The organism is Psychrobacter sp. CX14, from assembly GCF_057396205.2.
Genome location: NZ_CM183187.1, coordinates 1,006,029 through 1,025,006, shown reverse-complemented (window position 1 = coordinate 1,025,006; position 18,978 = coordinate 1,006,029). Strand labels below are relative to the sequence as shown.

The window sequence follows — 18,978 nt, the reverse complement described above, 5'->3', positions numbered from 1 at the left end:
TCACTATAGAAAAAGCCGCTTAGTAAGCGGCTTTTTTGCGTGTATAATTCTTAACGGCTCTCTTAATCGGTCAGGCTTAAGCTTAATTATTAAAACTTGCTTATTAAAAAAAGCACCCAAATAAAACGGCCCTACTTTTAAAGTAGGACCATTTTATTGTATAGCGGATCATTAACGATATAGTCTGACAATAGCAATCAAATTGGCTTATTCAAATTCTACTGTCGCATCATCGTCAATTGTACCAAATAAGGCTAGCGCATCCCAGTTAGTAAGACGGACACAGCCTGCAGAGGCTTGACGGCTGATACGCTCAGGATCTGGTGAACCATGAATACCATATGACGGTTTGGTTAAACCAATCCACACCATACCAACTGGATTGTTCGGACCTGGTGGAATAATAGTTTTGCTACCATCATCCCCAGTATAGGTATAGTTTGGCTCATGGACCTTTACTTTTACCTCATGTGTACCTGAAGGCGATGGTGTCGCGGTGCTGCCCACAGTAGTGGGGTAAGTCGCGACTAAATTGCCGTCCTTATCATAGGCATATAGAGTTTGATTGCTCTTTTTAGCAACCACTCGGCTGACTGCAGCGGTATTTGGATTGCCTGGGTTATATACCGTGATGGTCTCGCCTGCTTTAAAGCTTTTACCTGGATTTAGCTGTTTAAGATACTGCATATCCATATGGAATTTCTCAGCTAGGCCCTCTGGAATGCTTTCATAATACATGCCTTCAAGCTCCCCTTTGGCTTCTGCACCTGCCGGAATCTTAGTAGTCTTAAAATTCACATCATCATCTGTCAACGTGTAATTAACCAACACAGGTTGATTGGCCAATTCACTGTTATTAGTCAATGCATTCCATGTCTCTTGGTTTAAGTTATTAGTCACTGACAACCCATTGGCTTGTTGGAATGCCTGCATCGCTTTGCGTGTGTTCTTGCCCCACTTACCATCAATAGCACCCACACCATGATGATTCCAGTTAAGCATGGCTTGTACTTTGGTGCCAATGGTTTGATTTAACTTAGTACCTGACTTCCAGTTACTGCTATTTACTTTTTTAGCGGTGCTAGATAAATTGTCGGTAGAGTATTTAAGCGTAGGTAATACCTTATTCAAGGTGCTTTTTACCTCACCGCTGCCCTCTAACTTTTGGCTTACACCAGTTTCAGCGATTGCGCCAGTAGATAATAAGATCGCACAAGCCAGTGCAGTCATTTTTTTGGTTAGCCCGAAGGGAGTATGCGTTTGCAAAGTCATTATTAGATATCCTCAAATTAATACAATATGAATGGTTAAATCAGGCGCTTGGTTCTAGTAGTCTTATCGTTATTCAATTGGCAGTATTGACCTATAGCTAAAAATTAAAAGTTAAAAGTTAAAACCGTTTGCCCTGCTAGATGTTCTTCTTATTGTGTGATGTCTATATTACCTATTAAGTAAGATGCTTTGAACGGCATAAAAGTTAAGATATGCTAACTTATGTATATCTGAACGTAAAAAAACGCATCAGACTCTTAAAGAGTGTAATGCGTTTTGAATTTTTATGGCCTTGTGCTTTGAGCCTTAACGATGTATCGCTTGGCTTATTGCAGTTTGGCAAGTACCGCTTGACCCATCTCTTTACAGCCAACCATTTTGAGGCCTGCCTCAGAGCTGTCCATGATATCGCCTGTACGTAGGCCATCGTCTAATACATCGCTAACCGCTTGTTCAATCGCAGCGGCTGACGCTTCATGCTTAAAGGTATAACGCAGCATCATCGCAACGGATAAGATAGTCGCCAATGGGTTAGCCTTATCCTGACCAGCGATATCTGGCGCACTGCCGTGACACGGCTCGTACATACCTTTACCTTGCGCATCCAAGCTTGCTGAAGGCAGCATGCCGATTGAGCCGGTCAACATCGCAGCTTCATCAGACAAGATATCCCCGAACATATTACCTGTAACCATCACATCGAACTGCTTAGGGTTTTTAATCAGCTGCATACACGCATTATCAGCGTACATATGGCTTAAGGCCACATCTGGATACTCAGACTCTTGCAACTTAATCATGGTCTGCTTCCAAAGCTCCGTCACTTCAAGCACATTGGCTTTGTCCACGGAGCAAATCTTTGCCGGTGTGCCATTGGCTTTGGCACGCACTTGCGCCAAATCAAACGCCACTTTACCAATACGCTCAATCTCTGAGGTCTTATAAACCATGGTGTTATAGCCTTGCTGCTCACCATTATCTAATGTACGGATGCCGCGCGGCTCACCGAAATAAATACCACCTGTCAATTCACGTACAATCAGCAAATCTAAACCAGAGATAATCTCAGACTTAATACTTGATGCATTTGCTAGTTGCGGATACAGCTTAGCGACACGTAGATTAGCGAACAAACCCAGTTCACTACGAATCTTAAGCAAACCGCGCTCTGGACGAATACTGCGCTCAATACCATCCCACTTAGGGCCACCAACAGCGCCTAACAACACTGCATCCGCTTTACGCGCTTTATCTAACGTCTCATCAGGCAGAGGCACGCCATAATTATCAATAGCAACGCCGCCAATATCAGCCGCTTCTGAGGTAATACCTAAGTCAAACTTATCATTGACTGCTTTTAAAACATCCACGGCCTGAGTCATAATCTCAGGACCAATACCATCACCTGCTAACGTTAATACGGTTGCCATGTTTTTATTCCTAAATAATATTCTTTTAAATGGGGAAATTATCGAGCAATTTGCGATTTATATCGTTTTGCTTAGTCATTTTAATTTTGCTTAGTTATTTTAATATAAATAACCTTTACGCTTTAACGTCTTTAAATATCCATGGGGTCTTTTGTAGCATCTTGGTTTCATACTCTTTAATCGCATCGCTTTGCTGCAAGGTCAAACCAATGTCGTCAAGACCGTTTAACAAGCAGTGCTTACGAAACTCGTCAACTTCAAACGGATACTCAGTACCATCTGGTGCAATGACCACTTGACGCTCAAGATCTGCTGTTAGCTCATAGCCCTCATTAGCAAAGCATTTCTCGAACAACTCATCTACTTGTTCTTCGGTCAGTACGATTGGCAACATGCCATTTTTAAAGCAGTTGTTATAGAAGATATCAGCAAAGCTTGGTGCAATAATCGTACGAAAGCCATATTCTGATAATGCCCAAGGCGCATGCTCACGGCTTGAACCACAGCCAAAGTTTTTACGGGCAAGTAAAATATTAGCACCTTTATAACGTGGTTTATTTAATACAAAGTCTGGATTAATCACACGTGTTGACGGGTCTTGACCTGGATACCCTTCATCTAAATAGCGCCAATCATCAAACAAGTTCACACCAAAGCCGGTGCGCTTGATTGACTTCAAAAACTGCTTGGCAATAATTTGGTCAGTATCTACGTTTGAGCGGTCAAGCGGACAAACAATACCAGTTTGAATATTATAAGCTTGCATAATAAATATATTCCTTAAAAATGGTCGAGAAGAGAGCGTCTATATTGGGTCAATGGGTGCAAATATGACTAGCGACTAATGAGGACTCTTTGCAAACCGCTAAGTGTCTGCAAATCACTAGGCGTATTATTAAAAGTGACGCACATCCACAAAGTGACCAGCCAATGCTGCCGCTGTTGCCATTGCTGGGCTTACCAAATGGGTGCGACCGCCATTACCTTGGCGACCCTCAAAGTTACGGTTTGAGGTTGATGCACACTGCTCACCTGGCTCTAATTTATCGGCATTCATCGCCAAGCACATTGAACAACCTGGCTCACGCCACTCAAAACCCGCTTCGATAAAGACCTTATCAAGTCCTTCTTCTTCTGCTTGCTGCTTCACTTGTCCAGAGCCGGCAACCACAATCGCCTCTTTGATGTTATCGGCGACTTTACGGCCTTTAATCACTGATGCCGCTGAACGCAAATCTTCAATACGCGAGTTGGTGCATGAACCGATAAAGATACGGTCTAATTTAATATCAGTAATCGGCTGACCAGCAGTTAAGCCCATATACTGATACGCACGCTCCCAGGCTTCGGCTTGAATCTCGTCTTGAGCTTGATCAAGTGTTGGTACATTATCAGTCACATCCACGACCATCTCAGGAGAGGTACCCCAAGAAACCTGTGGTGCAATCTCGCTACCGTCAATTTCAATAATTGCATCAAAATGAGCGTCTGCATCTGAGTGTAGCGTATTCCAGTATTCAACTGCTTGCTCCCACTCTGCACCCGTTGGCGCAAATGGACGGCCTTTAACATAATCGATGGTAGTCTGATCGACAGCAACCATACCCACGCGAGCACCCGCTTCAATCGCCATATTACATACAGTCATACGGCCTTCCATGCTCATGTTTTCGAACACATCACCAGCGAACTCAATTGCGTAACCCGTACCGCCTGCTGTGCCAATCTTAGCAATAATCGCTAATACCACATCTTTAGCAGTTACGCCCTCGCCAAGCTCACCATTAACGCGAATTAGCATATTTTTAGACTTTTTCTGTACCAAACACTGAGTCGCCAATACATGCTCAACCTCAGAGGTACCAATACCATGAGCCAAGCAGCCCAATGCACCATGAGTTGCCGTGTGTGAATCACCACAAACAACCGTCATACCTGGTAACACTAAGCCTTGCTCTGGACCCACAACGTGCACAATACCTTGACGCACATCATTGATGGTGAATTCAGCGATATTAAATTTGGCACAGTTGTCATCAAGCGTTTTTACTTGTAAACGAGAAATCTCGTCCTTAATGCCTTTAACACCTTCTAAACGCTCTTTACGCACAGTCGGTACGTTATGGTCTGGAGTTGCGATATTAGCAGACAAGCGCCAAGGCTCACGATTAGCCAATGCTAGACCTTCAAAAGCCTGAGGACTGGTTACTTCGTGTAATAAATGACGATCGATATAAATAAGACTTGAACCGTCATCGCGTTTGCTCACCAAGTGGGCATCCCAAAGCTTGTCATAAAGCGTTTTTGCAGTATTTGAATTTGTTGCTGACATGGAAGGTATCCTTGCTGGCTTATAAAATTAAATTAACTAAATATTGTGTTCTAAAAGCAGGTTAAAAAATTGAATAATAAAGAATAATAAGGGTTTTATTAAAGATAATGATAAAAATCAATTAAAACTAATCGCTTGATGCAAACATATAAATAATAATCAGATGTCTCATAACAATATTATATATAATAATAGGAATATGACTAATGGCATCTGTTGCTATAAGCTTAGCAGCTTTCTTAATTCACCCTCTCTTATGGGTTGACATTAGATTTAATGTTAGGGCGGTAGATTGAAACTTCAATCAACGTGTCTCTTATCTATTGAGATTATAACAGCTAAGTTATATAATAATAATTGATGATTTTTATCATAAAGCAAACTTTACCTTATATGTAATTCATACATACACTTTTTTTGTTTTAGGCTGACCATGAATACCACAAATTTGACAACCTTTATTACCGTAATGCAAACGGGCAGTATATCAGGGGCGGCTGAAAAGCTTTTTATCACTCAGCCTGCTGTCAGTAAGCGCATCAAGAATTTAGAAGATGAGTTTAAGGTCACCTTATTTGATACCTTAGGCCGCGGTATCGTGCCGACTGCGGCTGCAAATGAGCTGCTACCACATGCCAAGCGTTGGCTAGATGATTATGATAATTTTAAGATAAATATTCAAAATTCACAGCAAACAATCTCTGGTAAGTTGGTCATTGGTACCAGTCACCACATTGGTCTACATCATTTGCCGCCAGTTCTAAAGCAGTTTATTCAAGCTTATCCATCGGTACAGCTTGAGGTGCATTTTGTTGACTCAGAAGCGGCTCACAAAGCAGTATTAGATGGCGAGTTGTCTTTGGCCTTTTTGACCCTACCACCTGTCTATGACAAGCGCTTAACCTATCATACGTTATGGTCAGATCCGCTGTTTTTTGTGACTGGCACCTTATCACCCCTTGCACATAAAAATGCCGTAACTTTAGAGCAACTGGCACATTACTCTGCTATCTTGCCTGCCGCCAACACCTTTACGAGCCAGATTACCCTAGCAGAATTCGCTAAGCAGAACCTTAAGCCTTACGCGACCATGACCACCAACCCTCTAGAATCGATTCGTATGCTGGTATCGGTCGGACTCGGCTGGTCAGTATTACCGCAGACCCTAATTAACCAAGAGCTTGCCTGTATTGATATGGCAGATGACCTTGAGCTGCAGCGTTATTTGGGCGTGGTGATTAACCCAAGTCTAACCCGTTCAGCCAGCGTTGATGCCCTAATGCAGATGCTCGCCCCTATCGATTAATCATAAAAGTCTTTAAAGCATGGCTAATATCTGGGCAAAAACTGGTTGAATAGCAAATTTATCATCTATAACCATTAATGCTATTCGTAATAACCTTTATTTTGCTTTATAATACTCCTATATTGCCAAAAGTTAATAGGATGTAACCCAATGGTGAGAGCGCTGATACTAGGGCTTTTAAATTGATAGTGGATGATTGCTATGCAGGTAAACTATGTGAGAAAATCCATCAAATTATTCTATTAATTTTTGTTGATACATTTTTAGTTCACATAACAAAACCATTATGATACTAGCTGCATAATGGTTTTTTTGTGCTTAAAAAAATAAATCATATAAGGATTTTATTATGAATGGAGTATCAACAGGCGTGCTGATATCGCTCGCCTTATATTTTCTACTGATGATTGGCATCGGTATCTGGGCCTACTTCAAGGCTGAGAATGATTCTTCAGGCTATATGCTTGGCGGTCGTAACCTTAGCCCAGGCGTTGCAGCTCTTTCTGCTGGCGCATCTGATATGTCAGGTTGGTTGTTACTTGGTCTACCTGGTTATATGTACAGTTCAGGCGTGGTGAGTATTTGGATTGCGTTAGGCCTGACCATGGGCGCTTTTGCAAACTATATCTTAGTCGCACCAAGACTGCGCGTCTATACTGAGATTGCAGATAATGCCATCACCCTTCCCGACTACTTTGCTAACCGTTTTGAAGACAAGTCTCATCTGCTTAGAGTTATTTCAGCCATTGTTATTATCTTATTCTTTACCGTTTACACCGCAGCAAGCTTAGCTGGTGGTGGTAAATTATTCGACAGCGCTTTAGGCATGTCTTATAGCACTGGCCTTTGGGTAACTGCAGGCGTTGTTGTGGCTTACACCTTATTTGGCGGCTTCTTAGCGGTATCGACCACTGACTTCGTGCAGGGCGTTATCATGTTATTTGCCATGATTATCGTACCAGTTGTTGCCTTCACGGACCTTGGCGGTATTAGTGCAACGACCACAGCCATCCGCAATATCGACTCTGAGATGCTAAACATCTTTAGTGGCATGACCTTCTTTGGCATCATTTCATTGATGGCATGGGGTTTAGGTTACTTTGGACAACCACACATCATTGTACGCTTTATGGCCATCCGCTCTGTCAAAGATGTGCCAACTGCACGTAACATTGGTATGAGTTGGATGATTGTCAGCTTAATCGGTGCATTAATGACAGGTTTTGCTGGTCGCGCTTATGTACAAAAAACAGCGATGACCTTAGATGATCCAGAGACCATCTTCTTAGTATTTACTAACTTCTTATTCCATCCGCTGGTATCTGGTTTCTTATTGGCCGCTATTTTAGCCGCTATTATGAGTACCATTTCATCTCAGCTGTTGGTGGTATCAAGTTCATTAACGCGTGATGTTTATAAGCTTTTCTTTGATAGAGACGCGCCAGAGGCACGTCAAGTGTTAGTCGGTCGTATCTCTGTTGTACTTGTCGCTATCGTATCTATCTTCTTAGCATCAGATCCAGATAGCTCTGTTCTATCATTGGTTTCTAACGCTTGGGCAGGCTTTGGTGCTGCCTTTGGTCCATTGGTTGTGATCAGCTTAATGTGGAAACGTATGAACCGTAATGGGGCTCTAGCCGGTATGATTGTTGGTGCTGTAACTGTCATTCTATGGGTTTACGGCGGCTTTGAAACAGCAGACGGTACTGCGTTAAATGACTGGTTATATGCCATCATTCCAGGCTTTATCTTAAGCTCAATCGCTATCGTTGTTGGTAGTTTAGCAACTGCTGAGCCAAGCGATCACATTAAAGCGAAATATGAAGAGATGGAACTAAACCTAAAGTAAATCTTTTCTTACAAAAATCTTATTCTTAAATCTAAAAAACCTCGTCATTGAATGACGAGGTTTTTTTTGTAGGTTTTTATGGACAATTATTAGAATAATCTTAGAAAGTTTTAGTTAATAATACCGTTGCCGTCTTATCATCACGATCATCATAGTACTTGAAGTTACTCGAGGTTTTTTCATAATCAAATACCAGACGAGGGGTTAAACCCAATACAGTTAAGTCACGTCTCCAAACTTGTAACCCAATTGATTTAGTTTTGTCTTTTCGGCTTGTATCGGTGCCATCTACTCTATAGGTTCTATAGAAGAAATCAGCGATATCATCAGAAGGTTTGTCATAATCTTTGACCGCATAACTCATGGATGTCAATGTCGAAATACCTTGATTCCATTCCTTACCCCAACCGACATTGACTGAATTACGATCATAGCTCAGAAAGCTTGTCTTATCGACATCGTTTATATTATGACCGATACCTCCATAAAAATACTCGTTAGCATCTTTGATATACAGTCCATTTAAACCTAAAAATACACCATCTGCTTCACGAAGATTTTTATCATCATCGTCAATTGTTTCATTCGAAAACATTCCGGTTGCTGTCAATTTCAACTTTGGTTTCACCCAACGTGAACCACTCACTGTTATCCCTTTACGCCAACTGTAAGGTTCTTCACTATAGAATCGTTTGGTAACAAAAGGGCTGATTGAAATATCATTCTTGGCATCATCATAACCTAGTCCTACAGATGCCGTGACTAAATAATCATTATATTCACTATTATCCCAATACCCTTTAAGGGAGGCATTGCCACCTACTTCTGCATAATAATTCTGTGGTAAATTTATACGCTTATTGGCACTGGTAGATACCTGAAGGCCTTTGCCTGACTCGGGTTTATTCGTTGTTCCAAATTGACCATTGACAATAGGCTTTTCAGGAACGCCATTTAAGTTATCATCTTGAATATAACTTATTGATGCATTAAAACGCCACTGCTCTTGCATTTGAATACGTTCGATTAACTTATTAACATTGGCCATAACAGGCTCGGGTATATCAGCCCCTCGAAGCTTCAGTAGCTGGTCATGCGCAGCAGCATACTGTTTATCAGCATATAAAGTCTGAGCCAAGTTTAAACGTACCGGATGAAAGTCAGAGTTGTCTGCTAACATCCCTTTATAAATCTCAATGGCCTTTTTATTCTGACCTTCACTACGATAAACGAGTGCATCCGCAAACTTAATCAGCATCGGATCATTCACTTGTAGTGATTTATAGTGAGGTAATAGTGCTTTCACTGTTTCCATATCTTGAGCAGCGATTGCCGCATTCAGATATTTAGTGAAGATCAAAGGATCAGCTTTTAACTTGTCTAAATCATAACGCTGAGCGGTTCGCAATGGCTTACGCTCATTGATAGCTTTTTGCGCTTCGGCATTTGAGATATTAGCGGTTGGTACTGTGTTGCCTAAATTTATATTTTGTCGTTCTTGTTTGATAAGCTCTTCCGAAAGATCGTTCTCATTCTGTGCAAGCTCATCAACCTCTTCTGGATTAAGTTCAGCAGCATATATCATGGGAGCATAAACTGTGGCTGCCGTCAAAATTGAGGCACTAAGAGTTTTAAGAAAAAAAGATTGCGTCATAGTTATCCTTAACATTGTAACTTGAGTCAAATATTCCGTATTTATAACTGATTAAAGCACTTAACCTAGTTTGACTAGGGTACTAACACGAATACTGATCGTAAATTTAGTAGTATTTCGCAAAAGTAATATAAGCTACCTTAACTATAAGATATTTATAGCAATTTTGCGAGTAAAAAATATCTTTAAGCTGTTATTTTTTCTAACAACAGTCTATCTAATAATTTATGCTATCTAATTCAAATCGTTAACATCACCTCTCAACTAAAAAAGCGCCCCCATTTGGGACGCTTTTCTACTATAGTTCAAATAATCGTTAGGCTTTTGAATTACTGCTTTTCAGCACCGAACGTACCTTGGAACCTAGTACCTGTACCAGCAACTGTACCTTTGCCACCTTCCACAGAAGCATCTTGATATATACCTCCTAAGAACTTAGCGTCTGAACCATAGAAACCACCTGCAGTATCGATGCCATTGACATTACCAGCAAATGTATTACCATCAATAGTTGCTTCAATACCAATCTTATTACCTTCAGGCATATACTTAAAGTTACCATCAAACGCAAGCTCACCAGCTACTGAGTTATTCACGAAGTCAACGTCAAAGCTAGATGTCCCGTTGACTGGCGCTGTACTAGTATTGTCATCTAAATGAATATTCTCAATATAAGTTGCTATACCAGTGTACTGTGCCTTACCATCATTAACTTGTTTTAAGTAGTCAATATCAGCTTGATTGGTTAAATACCCTTCAACATAAACATTAGTCGCTCTAGAAACATCTCCTACAAGTGAGTTAAAGTTTCCATACACGTGTCCAACCTGCATCTGCTGGTCAAAGTTTTCATATACTGAAGTATACTCATATGTTGGATTTGAACCCCCTTTACCAGCATCTACTTTAATTTCTCCAGAGCTTTGTAAGGACACTTGGATGGGTTCAAGCACACTTGAAGGTTGAACCATATCTCCTCGAACAACGCCTTCACTGAAGCTCTTGAAGTTATCGCCTTGACGATTATCTACTGGAACTTCAGCGCCATTTTCTACGGTAGTTGTCGTAAATTCAGACTTATCATCACGTATAGCAACATAGCCTATAGCATTATCGAGCTGACCAAGACCAAATGGAAGGGTCTTCTCCTTACTACTCAACGCAGTTGATTGGAAGCCTGTCATTTTAGGATCAGGAGCTACTTCTGGATTAGTTGGCTCGCTTGGGTTTGTAGGTTCACCTGGCTCTACAATAACTGGTTTAACTCTTTCTGCACCATAAGTACCTTGAACGCCATTGCCGGCATAAACACCGCCTAATAAATCAGCACCTTTACCATAGAAACCGCCAGATGTTTTAATACCGTTCACATTTCCTGTGAATTTATTGCCGGAGATATCAGCACCAACTGTTATCGTATTGTTATCGTTAAATGATAGTTCACCATCAACTGACTTTGCAACAAAATCAACATCAAACTTAGAGCTACCGTTAACATCAACAATAAGGTCCTTATCATCCATCAACGTTGCGACACCAGTATATTGAGCTTTACCCTCTTCTGTTTCTTTACCTGCAGCTAACTTATCAATATCACTAACGCTCGTTGAATTACCTTGAACATACGTAGTAGAGGTGAAGTCTTTACTGACGCCACGTTGCAATTCACCATATACATGACCAATTTGCATTTGATCATCAAAATTATTATAAACTGACGTGTAGTTAAGTTTACTATTAACAGGTGAGTTTGCCCAGTTTTTAGCTAATACATCGACAGAACCTTTACTTTCACTAAATCCATTTTCTAAGTTAGTATCGTTATCACCCTTCAAATTAACTTCGATCGGATTTAGAACTCTATCACTTAACTCATTTGTGCGAAGTAATAGTTTGTCATACCCAGCCGAATAATTGTCTAGTATTTCAGACTTACCTTCAATTACTGAGTTTTGAACACCAGCAATTGCAGTATCAGGGTCATCAAACTGATTGGCTAATATTTCAGCCTCCTCAGCTCGTTTCTGAGCTTCTGCAGCTGCTAATTCCGCTTCTTGTTTGGCTACCTCAGCCAAAGCTTTCGCTTCTAAAGCAGCTTGCTTAGCCGACTCAGCTTCTGCTGCTTCGGCTTTAGCTTCTTCTGCTTGTGCTTTTGCAGTATCCGCTTCTGCTTGGGCGGCGTCTACTGCAGCCTCTGCTTCGGCTTTAGCCTCGCCAATCGCTTGCTCTGCTGCTACTTGTGCCGCAACTAAAGCTTCTTCTGCGGCGGCTTGGGCAGTTTGGGCTGCCGCTTCCGCTTGAGCAGCCTTAGTTGCCGCCTCTATTGCTGCCGCCTCTGCAGCTTCTGCTGCTTCTGCACGATCTATTGCAGCCGCCTCAGCAGCTTCCGCCGCTTCTGCACGCTCTATGGCTGCGGCAAGTCCACCATCTCCTCCTTCACCTGCATTAGCTAGGGCTTCTTGGGCTTTCTCTAACGCTTCTTGTGCCTTAGCTGCATCTTCTTGTGCTTTAGTCGCCGCCGCTTGGGCTGCTTCGGCTTTCGCTTGTTCCGCTGCTAACGCTGCTTGGCTAGCGTCTGCTGCGACTTGAGCTTCTGCTGCGGCCTGTTCTGCTGCTGTTTGTGCATCTGATTTAGCACCATAAGTACCTTGTGCGCCATTGCCTTCATATATGCCGCCTATATATTGGGCATCGCCACCGTAGAATCCGCCTTCGGTTGCATAGCCTGCGTTGTCATCAGCACTACCTGAGAACTTATTGCCTTCAATACCTGCAGTTAAACCAATGTTACCTGCTTGGTTAAAGCTTAAGATGCCATCTAGTTTCTTAGCCACAAAGTCTGCAGTAAATACTGAAGTTCCAAATTCAATGTCATTACCAATGCCAATTTCACGATACGTCGCATCACCTGTATAACCTGCTGTACCATCTGTTGGTACGTTCTCAGCTAATGTGGCATTACCGATAACGGCTGCTCCGTTCACAGGAATCTTTGTATCGCTTAGACTAGCAGTACCGTCAATATGACCAACAAGCAAGTCATCACTATAGTTTTTATAAACTGAGGTATAAACCAGTGGTAACACACCTAAGTCTGTAGCGATTTCAGTATTATCTTCATGACTCATAAAGCCATTAGCCAGTTCTGTATCACCCTCTCCAGATATAACCACGTCAACGATAGGTAATAAATTATCAGAAGCTATATCAGCTCGAGCTTGAAGGCTATCACCTGCTACCTCGAAATCACGTGTAGTTGTAATAAAGTCACCTAAGAGACCGGTTACTGATGCGCCTACATTGATAGTTTGCACGCCAGATTTGTCAGCTTCAGGATCATTCTTGATAGCAGCAGCTTCTGCTTTATCTGCGGCAGCTTGTAATGCAGCTTGGGCCGCATCTGCCTCAGCTTGGGCTGCTGCAATAGCCGCTTCTGCTGCTTGTTGGGCTGCGGTGGCTTCAGCAAGGGCTTCTTGTAATGCTTCTTCTTTACGGGCTACTGCCGCTTCTAAGGCGTCTGTGTTACCACCGCCTGCAGCTAGTGCATCGGCTAGGTCTTGCTCAGCTTCGGCTAGGGCAGCTTGTGCTTCTGCTAAATCAGCTTTGGCTTGATCCGCTTCTGCTTGTGCTGTTTCCGCTTTGAGCTTTTCAGTAGCGGCTTGTGCTCGGGCTTCATGAGCTGCTTGCTGGGCGGCGGCAGCTTGGGCTTCGGCTTGTTGCGCTTTGGTGTTCGCTTCTGCTATCGCTGTTTCTGCCTGTGCTTTTGCAGTTTCGGCTTCGGCTTTGGCCGTTTCGGCTTCCGCTTTGGCTTCTTCTGCCTGTGCTTTTGCAGTATCCGCTTCTGCTTGTGCGGTATCTACAGCGGCATCCGCTTCGGCTTTGGCTTCACCAATGGCTTTGTCTGCTGCTTCTTGTGCCGCCACTAAGGCTTCTTCAGCTGATTGTTGGGCGGACTTCGCTGCAGCTTCTGCTTCTTGCGCTTTAGTTGCTGCTTCTTCAGCTGCTGCTTGTGCGGCTTCTGCGGCTGCGGCTCTCGCTAGTGCGGCTGCTAGTCCACCGTCTCCACCTTCACCTGCATTGGCTAAGTTCTCTTGCGCTTTAACTAATGCCTCTTGTGCTTTCTCAGCATCGGCTTGCGCTTTGTCTGCTGCTGCTTTAGCAGCGTCTGCTACTGCTTGCTGCTCTGCAATGGCCGCTTGCGCTGCATCTGCTGCAGCTTGTGCATCTACTGCCGCTTGCTCTGCTGCTGTTTGTGCATCAGATTTAGCACCATAAGTACCTTGGGCGCCGTTACCTTCGTATACACCGCCTAGATATTGTGCGTCACCACCGTAGAATCCGCCTTCGGTTGCATAGCCCGCGTTGTCATCGGCACTGCCTGAGAATTGATTACCATCAATACCTGCGGTTAAACCAATGTTACCTGCTTGGTTAAAGCTTAAGGTGCCGTCTAGTTTCTTAGCCACAAAGTCTGCGGTAAATACTGATGATCCAAATTCAATGTCATTACCAATTCCCATCTTGCGATACGTCGCATCACCTGTATATCCAGCTGTACCTTCTGTTGGTACGTTCTCAGCGACTGTGGCGTTACCTATTACGGCTGCTCCATTTACGGGTAGTGCACTGTCTCCTAGTGCTGCTGAACCATCAATATGACCAATACGCATGTCATCTTGATAGTCTTTGTATACTGAACTATAAGTTAGTGGTAAGTCTGCTTTGATTGGACTGGTGATCGATATCAGAGCTTCACCATCATACTGCTTGAAGCCATTACTCACCTCAGCGTCATTGTCTGATGAGGTGGTAATCTCTACTGCGGGTAGTAGGTTGTCTGATGCCACATCTGATCTTGCTTGAACACTGGTGTCATCCGCTGCAAAGTCACGTGTTGTCGTGTTGAAGGTCCCAAGTGGCCCTGCGTTAACGTTTAAGGTCTGTACGCCAGATTTGTCTGCTTCTGGAGCATTCTTAATCTCAGCGGCTGCGGCTGCATCAGTAGCCGCTTGTAATGCGGCTTGTGCGGCATCTACTTGAGCCTCAGCGGCTGCAACTGCTTCTGCTGCTGCTTGTTGGGCGACTGCCGCTTTCTCATTAGCCGCTTTTAATGCAGCATCTCGGCGATCTACTTCTGCTTGTAGCGCGTCTGTATTACCACCACCAGCGGCTAAGGCGTCTGCTAGTGCTTGCTCAGCTTCTGCTAATGCCGCTTGTGCGTCTGCTAATGCCGCTTGTGCGTCTGCTAATTCTGATTTAGCGGTTTCTGCTTCGGCTTGTGCACTCTCAGCTTTTGCTTTTTCAGCAGCGGCTTGGGCTCGGGCTTCTTGAGCTGCTTGCTGGGCGGCGGCAGCTTGGGCTTCGGCTTGTTCCGCTTTGGTGTTCGCTTCTGCTATCGCTGTTTCTGCCTGTGCTTTTGCAGTTTCGGCTTCGGCTTTGGCCGTTTCGGCTTCCGCTTTGGCTTCTTCTGCCTGTGCTTTTGCAGTATCCGCTTCTGCTTGTGCGGCATCTACAGCGGCATCCGCTTCGGCTTTGGCTTCACCAATGGCTTTGTCTGCTGCTTCTTGTGCCGCCACTAAGGCTTCTTCAGCTGATTGTTGGGCGGACTTCGCTGCAGCTTCTGCTTCTTGCGCTTTAGTTGCTGCTTCTTCAGCTGCTGCTTGTGCGGCTTCTGCGGCTGCGGCTCTCGCTAGTGCGGCTGCTAGTCCACCGTCTCCACCTTCACCTGCATTGGCTAAGTTCTCTTGCGCTTTAACTAATGCCTCTTGTGCTTTCTCAGCATCGGCTTGCGCTTTGTCTGCTGCTGCTTTAGCAGCGTCTGCTACTGCTTGCTGCTCTGCAATGGCCGCTTGCGCTGCATCTGCTGCAGCTTGTGCATCTACTGCCGCTTGCTCTGCTGCTGTTTGTGCATCAGATTTAGCACCATAAGTACCTTGGGCGCCGTTACCTTCGTATACACCGCCTAGATATTGTGCGTCACCACCGTAGAATCCGCCTTCGGTTGCATAGCCCGCGTTGTCATCGGCACTGCCTGAGAATTGATTACCATCAATACCTGCGGTTAAACCAATGTTACCTGCTTGGTTAAAGCTTAAGGTGCCGTCTAGTTTCTTAGCCACAAAGTCTGCGGTAAATACTGATGATCCAAATTCAATGTCATTACCAATTCCCATCTTGCGATACGTCGCATCACCTGTATATCCAGCTGTACCTTCTGTTGGTACGTTCTCAGCGACTGTGGCGTTACCTATTACGGCTGCTCCATTTACGGGTAGTGCACTGTCTCCTAGTGCTGCTGAACCATCAATATGACCAATACGCATGTCATCTTGATAGTCTTTGTATACTGAACTATAAGTTAGTGGTAAGTCTGCTTTGATTGGACTGGTGATCGATATCAGAGCTTCACCATCATACTGCTTGAAGCCATTACTCACCTCAGCGTCATTGTCTGATGAGGTGGTAATCTCTACTGCGGGTAGTAGGTTGTCTGATGCCACATCTGATCTTGCTTGAACACTGGTGTCATCCGCTGCAAAGTCACGTGTTGTCGTGTTGAAGGTCCCAAGTGGCCCTGCGTTAACGTTTAAGGTCTGTACGCCAGATTTGTCTGCTTCTGGAGCATTCTTAATCTCAGCGGCTGCGGCTGCATCAGTAGCCGCTTGTAATGCGGCTTGTGCGGCATCTACTTGAGCCTCAGCGGCTGCAACTGCTTCTGCTGCTGCTTGTTGGGCGACTGCCGCTTTCTCATTAGCCGCTTTTAATGCAGCATCTCGGCGATCTACTTCTGCTTGTAGCGCGTCTGTATTACCACCACCTGCTAATGCATCTTGTAAGGCAGCTTCTGCTTCTTCAAGCGCCTTTTGAGCGTCCGCTAATTCTGATTTAGCGGTTTCTGCTTCTTTCTGAGCCGCTGCCGCTTTGGCTTTCTCTTCAGCAGCTACTTGATTAGCCGCTTCTGCTGCTTGCTGCGCTTGTAGCGCTTCTTGCTCTGCTTGGTCTGCTTTAGCGTTGGCTTCAGCTACCAAGCGGTCTTTTTCTATCTTCGCTGTAGCAGCGGTATCTTTGGCTGCATCAGCTTCTGCTTTCGCTGTCTCGGCTGCTGTGTTGGCAGCTTCGGCTTCGGCTTTGGCTTCAGCAACTAATTTCTCAGCTTCCGCTTTGGCCTCACCAACTGCTTTGTCTGCAGCTGCTTGAGCAGCTGCTAGAGCATTTTCTGCGGCAACTTTCGCTGATTCAGCGGCTTGTTGCGCAGCTTGTGCTGTTGCAGCAGCATTTTCTGCAGCTTCTGCACGCGCTAGAGCGTCATTTAACGCCTCTTCATTGCCCACGTTATTATCTGCGTTTTCAGCTCTTTCTTTTGCTTTTTCTGCGTCTAGTTGCGCTTTTTCTGCATCGGCTTTCGCTTGTTCAGCAGCGGCTTTCGCTTGTTCAGCCTCTGCGTTCAACGCATCAATCTGTGACTGTACCGCATCAGCTGCAGCTTGTGCATCTACTGCTGCTTGCTCTGCTGCTGTTTGTGCATCAGATTTAGCACCATAAGTACCTTGGGCGCCGTTACCTTCGTATACACCGCCTAGATATTGTGCGTCACCACCGTAGAATCCGCCTTCGGTTGCATAGCCCGCGTTGTCATCGGCACTGCCTGAGAATTGATTACCATCAATACCTGCGGTTAAACCAATGTTACCTGCTTGGTTAAAGCTTAAGGTGCCGTCTAGTTTCTTAGCCACAAAGTCTGCGGTAAATACTGATGATCCAAATTCAATGTCATTACCAATTCCCATCTTGCGATACGTCGCATCACCTGTATATCCAGCTGTACCTTCTGTTGGTACGTTCTCAGCGACTGTGGCGTTACCTATTACGGCTGCTCCATTTACGGGTAGTGCACTGTCTCCTAGTGCTGCTGAACCATCAATATGACCAATACGCATGTCATCTTGATAGTCTTTGTATACTGAACTATAAGTTAGTGGTAAGTCTGCTTTGATTGGACTGGTGATCGATATCAGAGCTTCACCATCATACTGCTTGAAGCCATTACTCACCTCAGCGTCATTGTCTGATGAGGTGGTAATCTCTACTGCGGGTAGTAGGTTGTCTGATGCCACATCTGATCTTGCTTGAACACTGGTGTCATCCGCTGCAAAGTCACGTGTTGTCGTGTTGAAGGTCCCAAGTGGCCCTGCGTTAACGTTTAAGGTCTGTACGCCAGATTTGTCTGCTTCTGGAGCATTCTTAATTTCAGCAGCTGCAGCTGCATCAGTTGCTGCATTGATAATATCCTGAGCCTGTTGTGCTTTAGCATCTGCTGCTGCAATAGCCTCTTGAGCAGCTGCTTCAGCTGTTTGTAAAGCTTGTAGAGCTTCTTCAGCTTGCTTAGCTTTTTCTTCAGCTGCTGCTTGAAGCGCTTCTGAGTTGCCGCTACCTGAGTTAAGCGACTCTTCTAATTCCTGTTTAGCTTTTTCTGCTTCAGCCTTCGCCTGCTCTGCTTGAGCTTTTGCATCCTCTAATTCAGTTTTAAGTTTCTGCGCCTCTTGTTTTGCCGCTTCAGCTTCAGCTTGTGCTTGTTCTTTGGCCTCTCTCTCAGCTTCAGCCTCTGCTTTGGCTTTTTCTAAATCTTCATTTGTTGAATCATCAGGTGGGGTGGGGTTGTCTGATTCATCATTATTGTCTCCAACGTTTTCATCATTCGTATCACCATTAGAATTATCTCCGGTATCACTATCGGCCATAGGTGTAGGGGCTGAATAATAAGACGTAGAGCTGCCGTCAGATCCGCAAGATGCGAGAATTACTGAGGTTAAAAGAACGACACTGGCTTTAAGGGGGGTATTTAATTTTTTCGCTGTAACATCTGCTAAGATCGAATGACTGATAGGTGACATTCTACTTCCTCCATGAAAGTTTTAAGATAATCCATTATGTGTGATACATACTTAATTAGCTTATGGAATAAAACTAAATAGATATATGTACGTATATTTAAATATGCTACAAAAACACAATAACTTCAAGTAAAAAATTAATCTAAATTTACTTTACTTTTATAAGTTAGCTTGTTTGACACTATTATTAATATCTTATCTATAAAAGCGCACAAGAAAAAAGCGTCCCAGTTGGGACGCTTTT

The 18,978-nt window shown here is 44.0% G+C and carries 8 protein-coding genes; 2 read left to right on the top strand and 6 right to left on the bottom strand.

Annotation, left to right across the window (positions count from 1 at the left end):
- Positions 1-207: 207 nt before the first annotated feature.
- From AC2SLO_RS04265 to leuC, 4 genes are all read right to left on the bottom strand, one after another.
- Positions 208-1,272 (bottom strand): L,D-transpeptidase family protein, encoded by a 1,065-nt coding sequence (locus AC2SLO_RS04265; RefSeq protein ID WP_486542257.1) that lies wholly within the window; start codon positions 1,270-1,272, stop codon positions 208-210.
- 326 nt (positions 1,273-1,598) lie between these two features.
- A complete protein-coding gene (gene leuB / locus AC2SLO_RS04260) occupies positions 1,599-2,702 on the bottom strand; it encodes a 3-isopropylmalate dehydrogenase (protein ID WP_486542259.1) in 1,104 nt (367 codons plus the stop codon).
- Positions 2,703-2,817: 115 nt separating this feature from the next.
- Entirely contained in the window at positions 2,818-3,468 is a 651-nt protein-coding gene (gene leuD, locus AC2SLO_RS04255) for a 3-isopropylmalate dehydratase small subunit (RefSeq protein WP_486542261.1), read from the bottom strand.
- Positions 3,469-3,597: 129 nt separating this feature from the next.
- Positions 3,598-5,034 (bottom strand): 3-isopropylmalate dehydratase large subunit, encoded by a 1,437-nt coding sequence (gene leuC, locus AC2SLO_RS04250; RefSeq protein WP_486542263.1) that lies wholly within the window; start codon positions 5,032-5,034, stop codon positions 3,598-3,600.
- 433 nt (positions 5,035-5,467) lie between these two features.
- On the opposite strand from leuC, the gene AC2SLO_RS04245 reads away from it, so the two are divergent.
- Together AC2SLO_RS04245 and putP are read left to right on the top strand one after the other, a co-directional pair.
- Complete coding sequence (locus AC2SLO_RS04245; RefSeq protein ID WP_486542265.1) at positions 5,468-6,340, top strand: LysR family transcriptional regulator; 873 nt, start codon at positions 5,468-5,470, stop codon at positions 6,338-6,340.
- Positions 6,341-6,689: 349 nt separating this feature from the next.
- Positions 6,690-8,189, top strand: a complete 1,500-nt coding sequence (putP, locus tag AC2SLO_RS04240) for a sodium/proline symporter PutP (RefSeq protein ID WP_486542267.1) — start codon at positions 6,690-6,692, stop codon at positions 8,187-8,189.
- 100 nt (positions 8,190-8,289) lie between these two features.
- On the opposite strand, the gene AC2SLO_RS04235 is transcribed toward putP, so the two are convergent.
- Both AC2SLO_RS04235 and AC2SLO_RS04230 read right to left on the bottom strand, forming a co-directional pair.
- Positions 8,290-9,843: a surface lipoprotein assembly modifier gene (locus AC2SLO_RS04235; protein WP_486542269.1), complete on the bottom strand. Its 1,554-nt coding sequence runs from the start codon at positions 9,841-9,843 to the stop codon at positions 8,290-8,292.
- Positions 9,844-10,172: 329 nt separating this feature from the next.
- Complete coding sequence (locus tag AC2SLO_RS04230) at positions 10,173-18,734, bottom strand: transferrin-binding protein-like solute binding protein (protein WP_495637090.1); 8,562 nt, start codon at positions 18,732-18,734, stop codon at positions 10,173-10,175.
- Positions 18,735-18,978: the final 244 nt, after the last annotated feature.

Excerpts from the sequence above, each read along its gene's own strand:
- AC2SLO_RS04265 (WP_486542257.1), bottom strand. The coding sequence starts at position 1,272 with ATGACTTTGCAAACGCATACTCCCTTCGGGCTAACCAAAAAAATGACT.
- leuB (WP_486542259.1), bottom strand. The coding sequence starts at position 2,702 with ATGGCAACCGTATTAACGTTAGCAGGTGATGGTATTGGTCCTGAGATT.
- leuD (WP_486542261.1), bottom strand. The coding sequence starts at position 3,468 with ATGCAAGCTTATAATATTCAAACTGGTATTGTTTGTCCGCTTGACCGC.
- leuC (WP_486542263.1), bottom strand. The coding sequence starts at position 5,034 with ATGTCAGCAACAAATTCAAATACTGCAAAAACGCTTTATGACAAGCTT.
- AC2SLO_RS04245 (WP_486542265.1), top strand. The coding sequence starts at position 5,468 with ATGAATACCACAAATTTGACAACCTTTATTACCGTAATGCAAACGGGC.
- putP (WP_486542267.1), top strand. The coding sequence starts at position 6,690 with ATGAATGGAGTATCAACAGGCGTGCTGATATCGCTCGCCTTATATTTT.
- AC2SLO_RS04235 (WP_486542269.1), bottom strand. The coding sequence starts at position 9,843 with ATGACGCAATCTTTTTTTCTTAAAACTCTTAGTGCCTCAATTTTGACG.
- AC2SLO_RS04230 (WP_495637090.1), bottom strand. The coding sequence starts at position 18,734 with ATGTCACCTATCAGTCATTCGATCTTAGCAGATGTTACAGCGAAAAAA.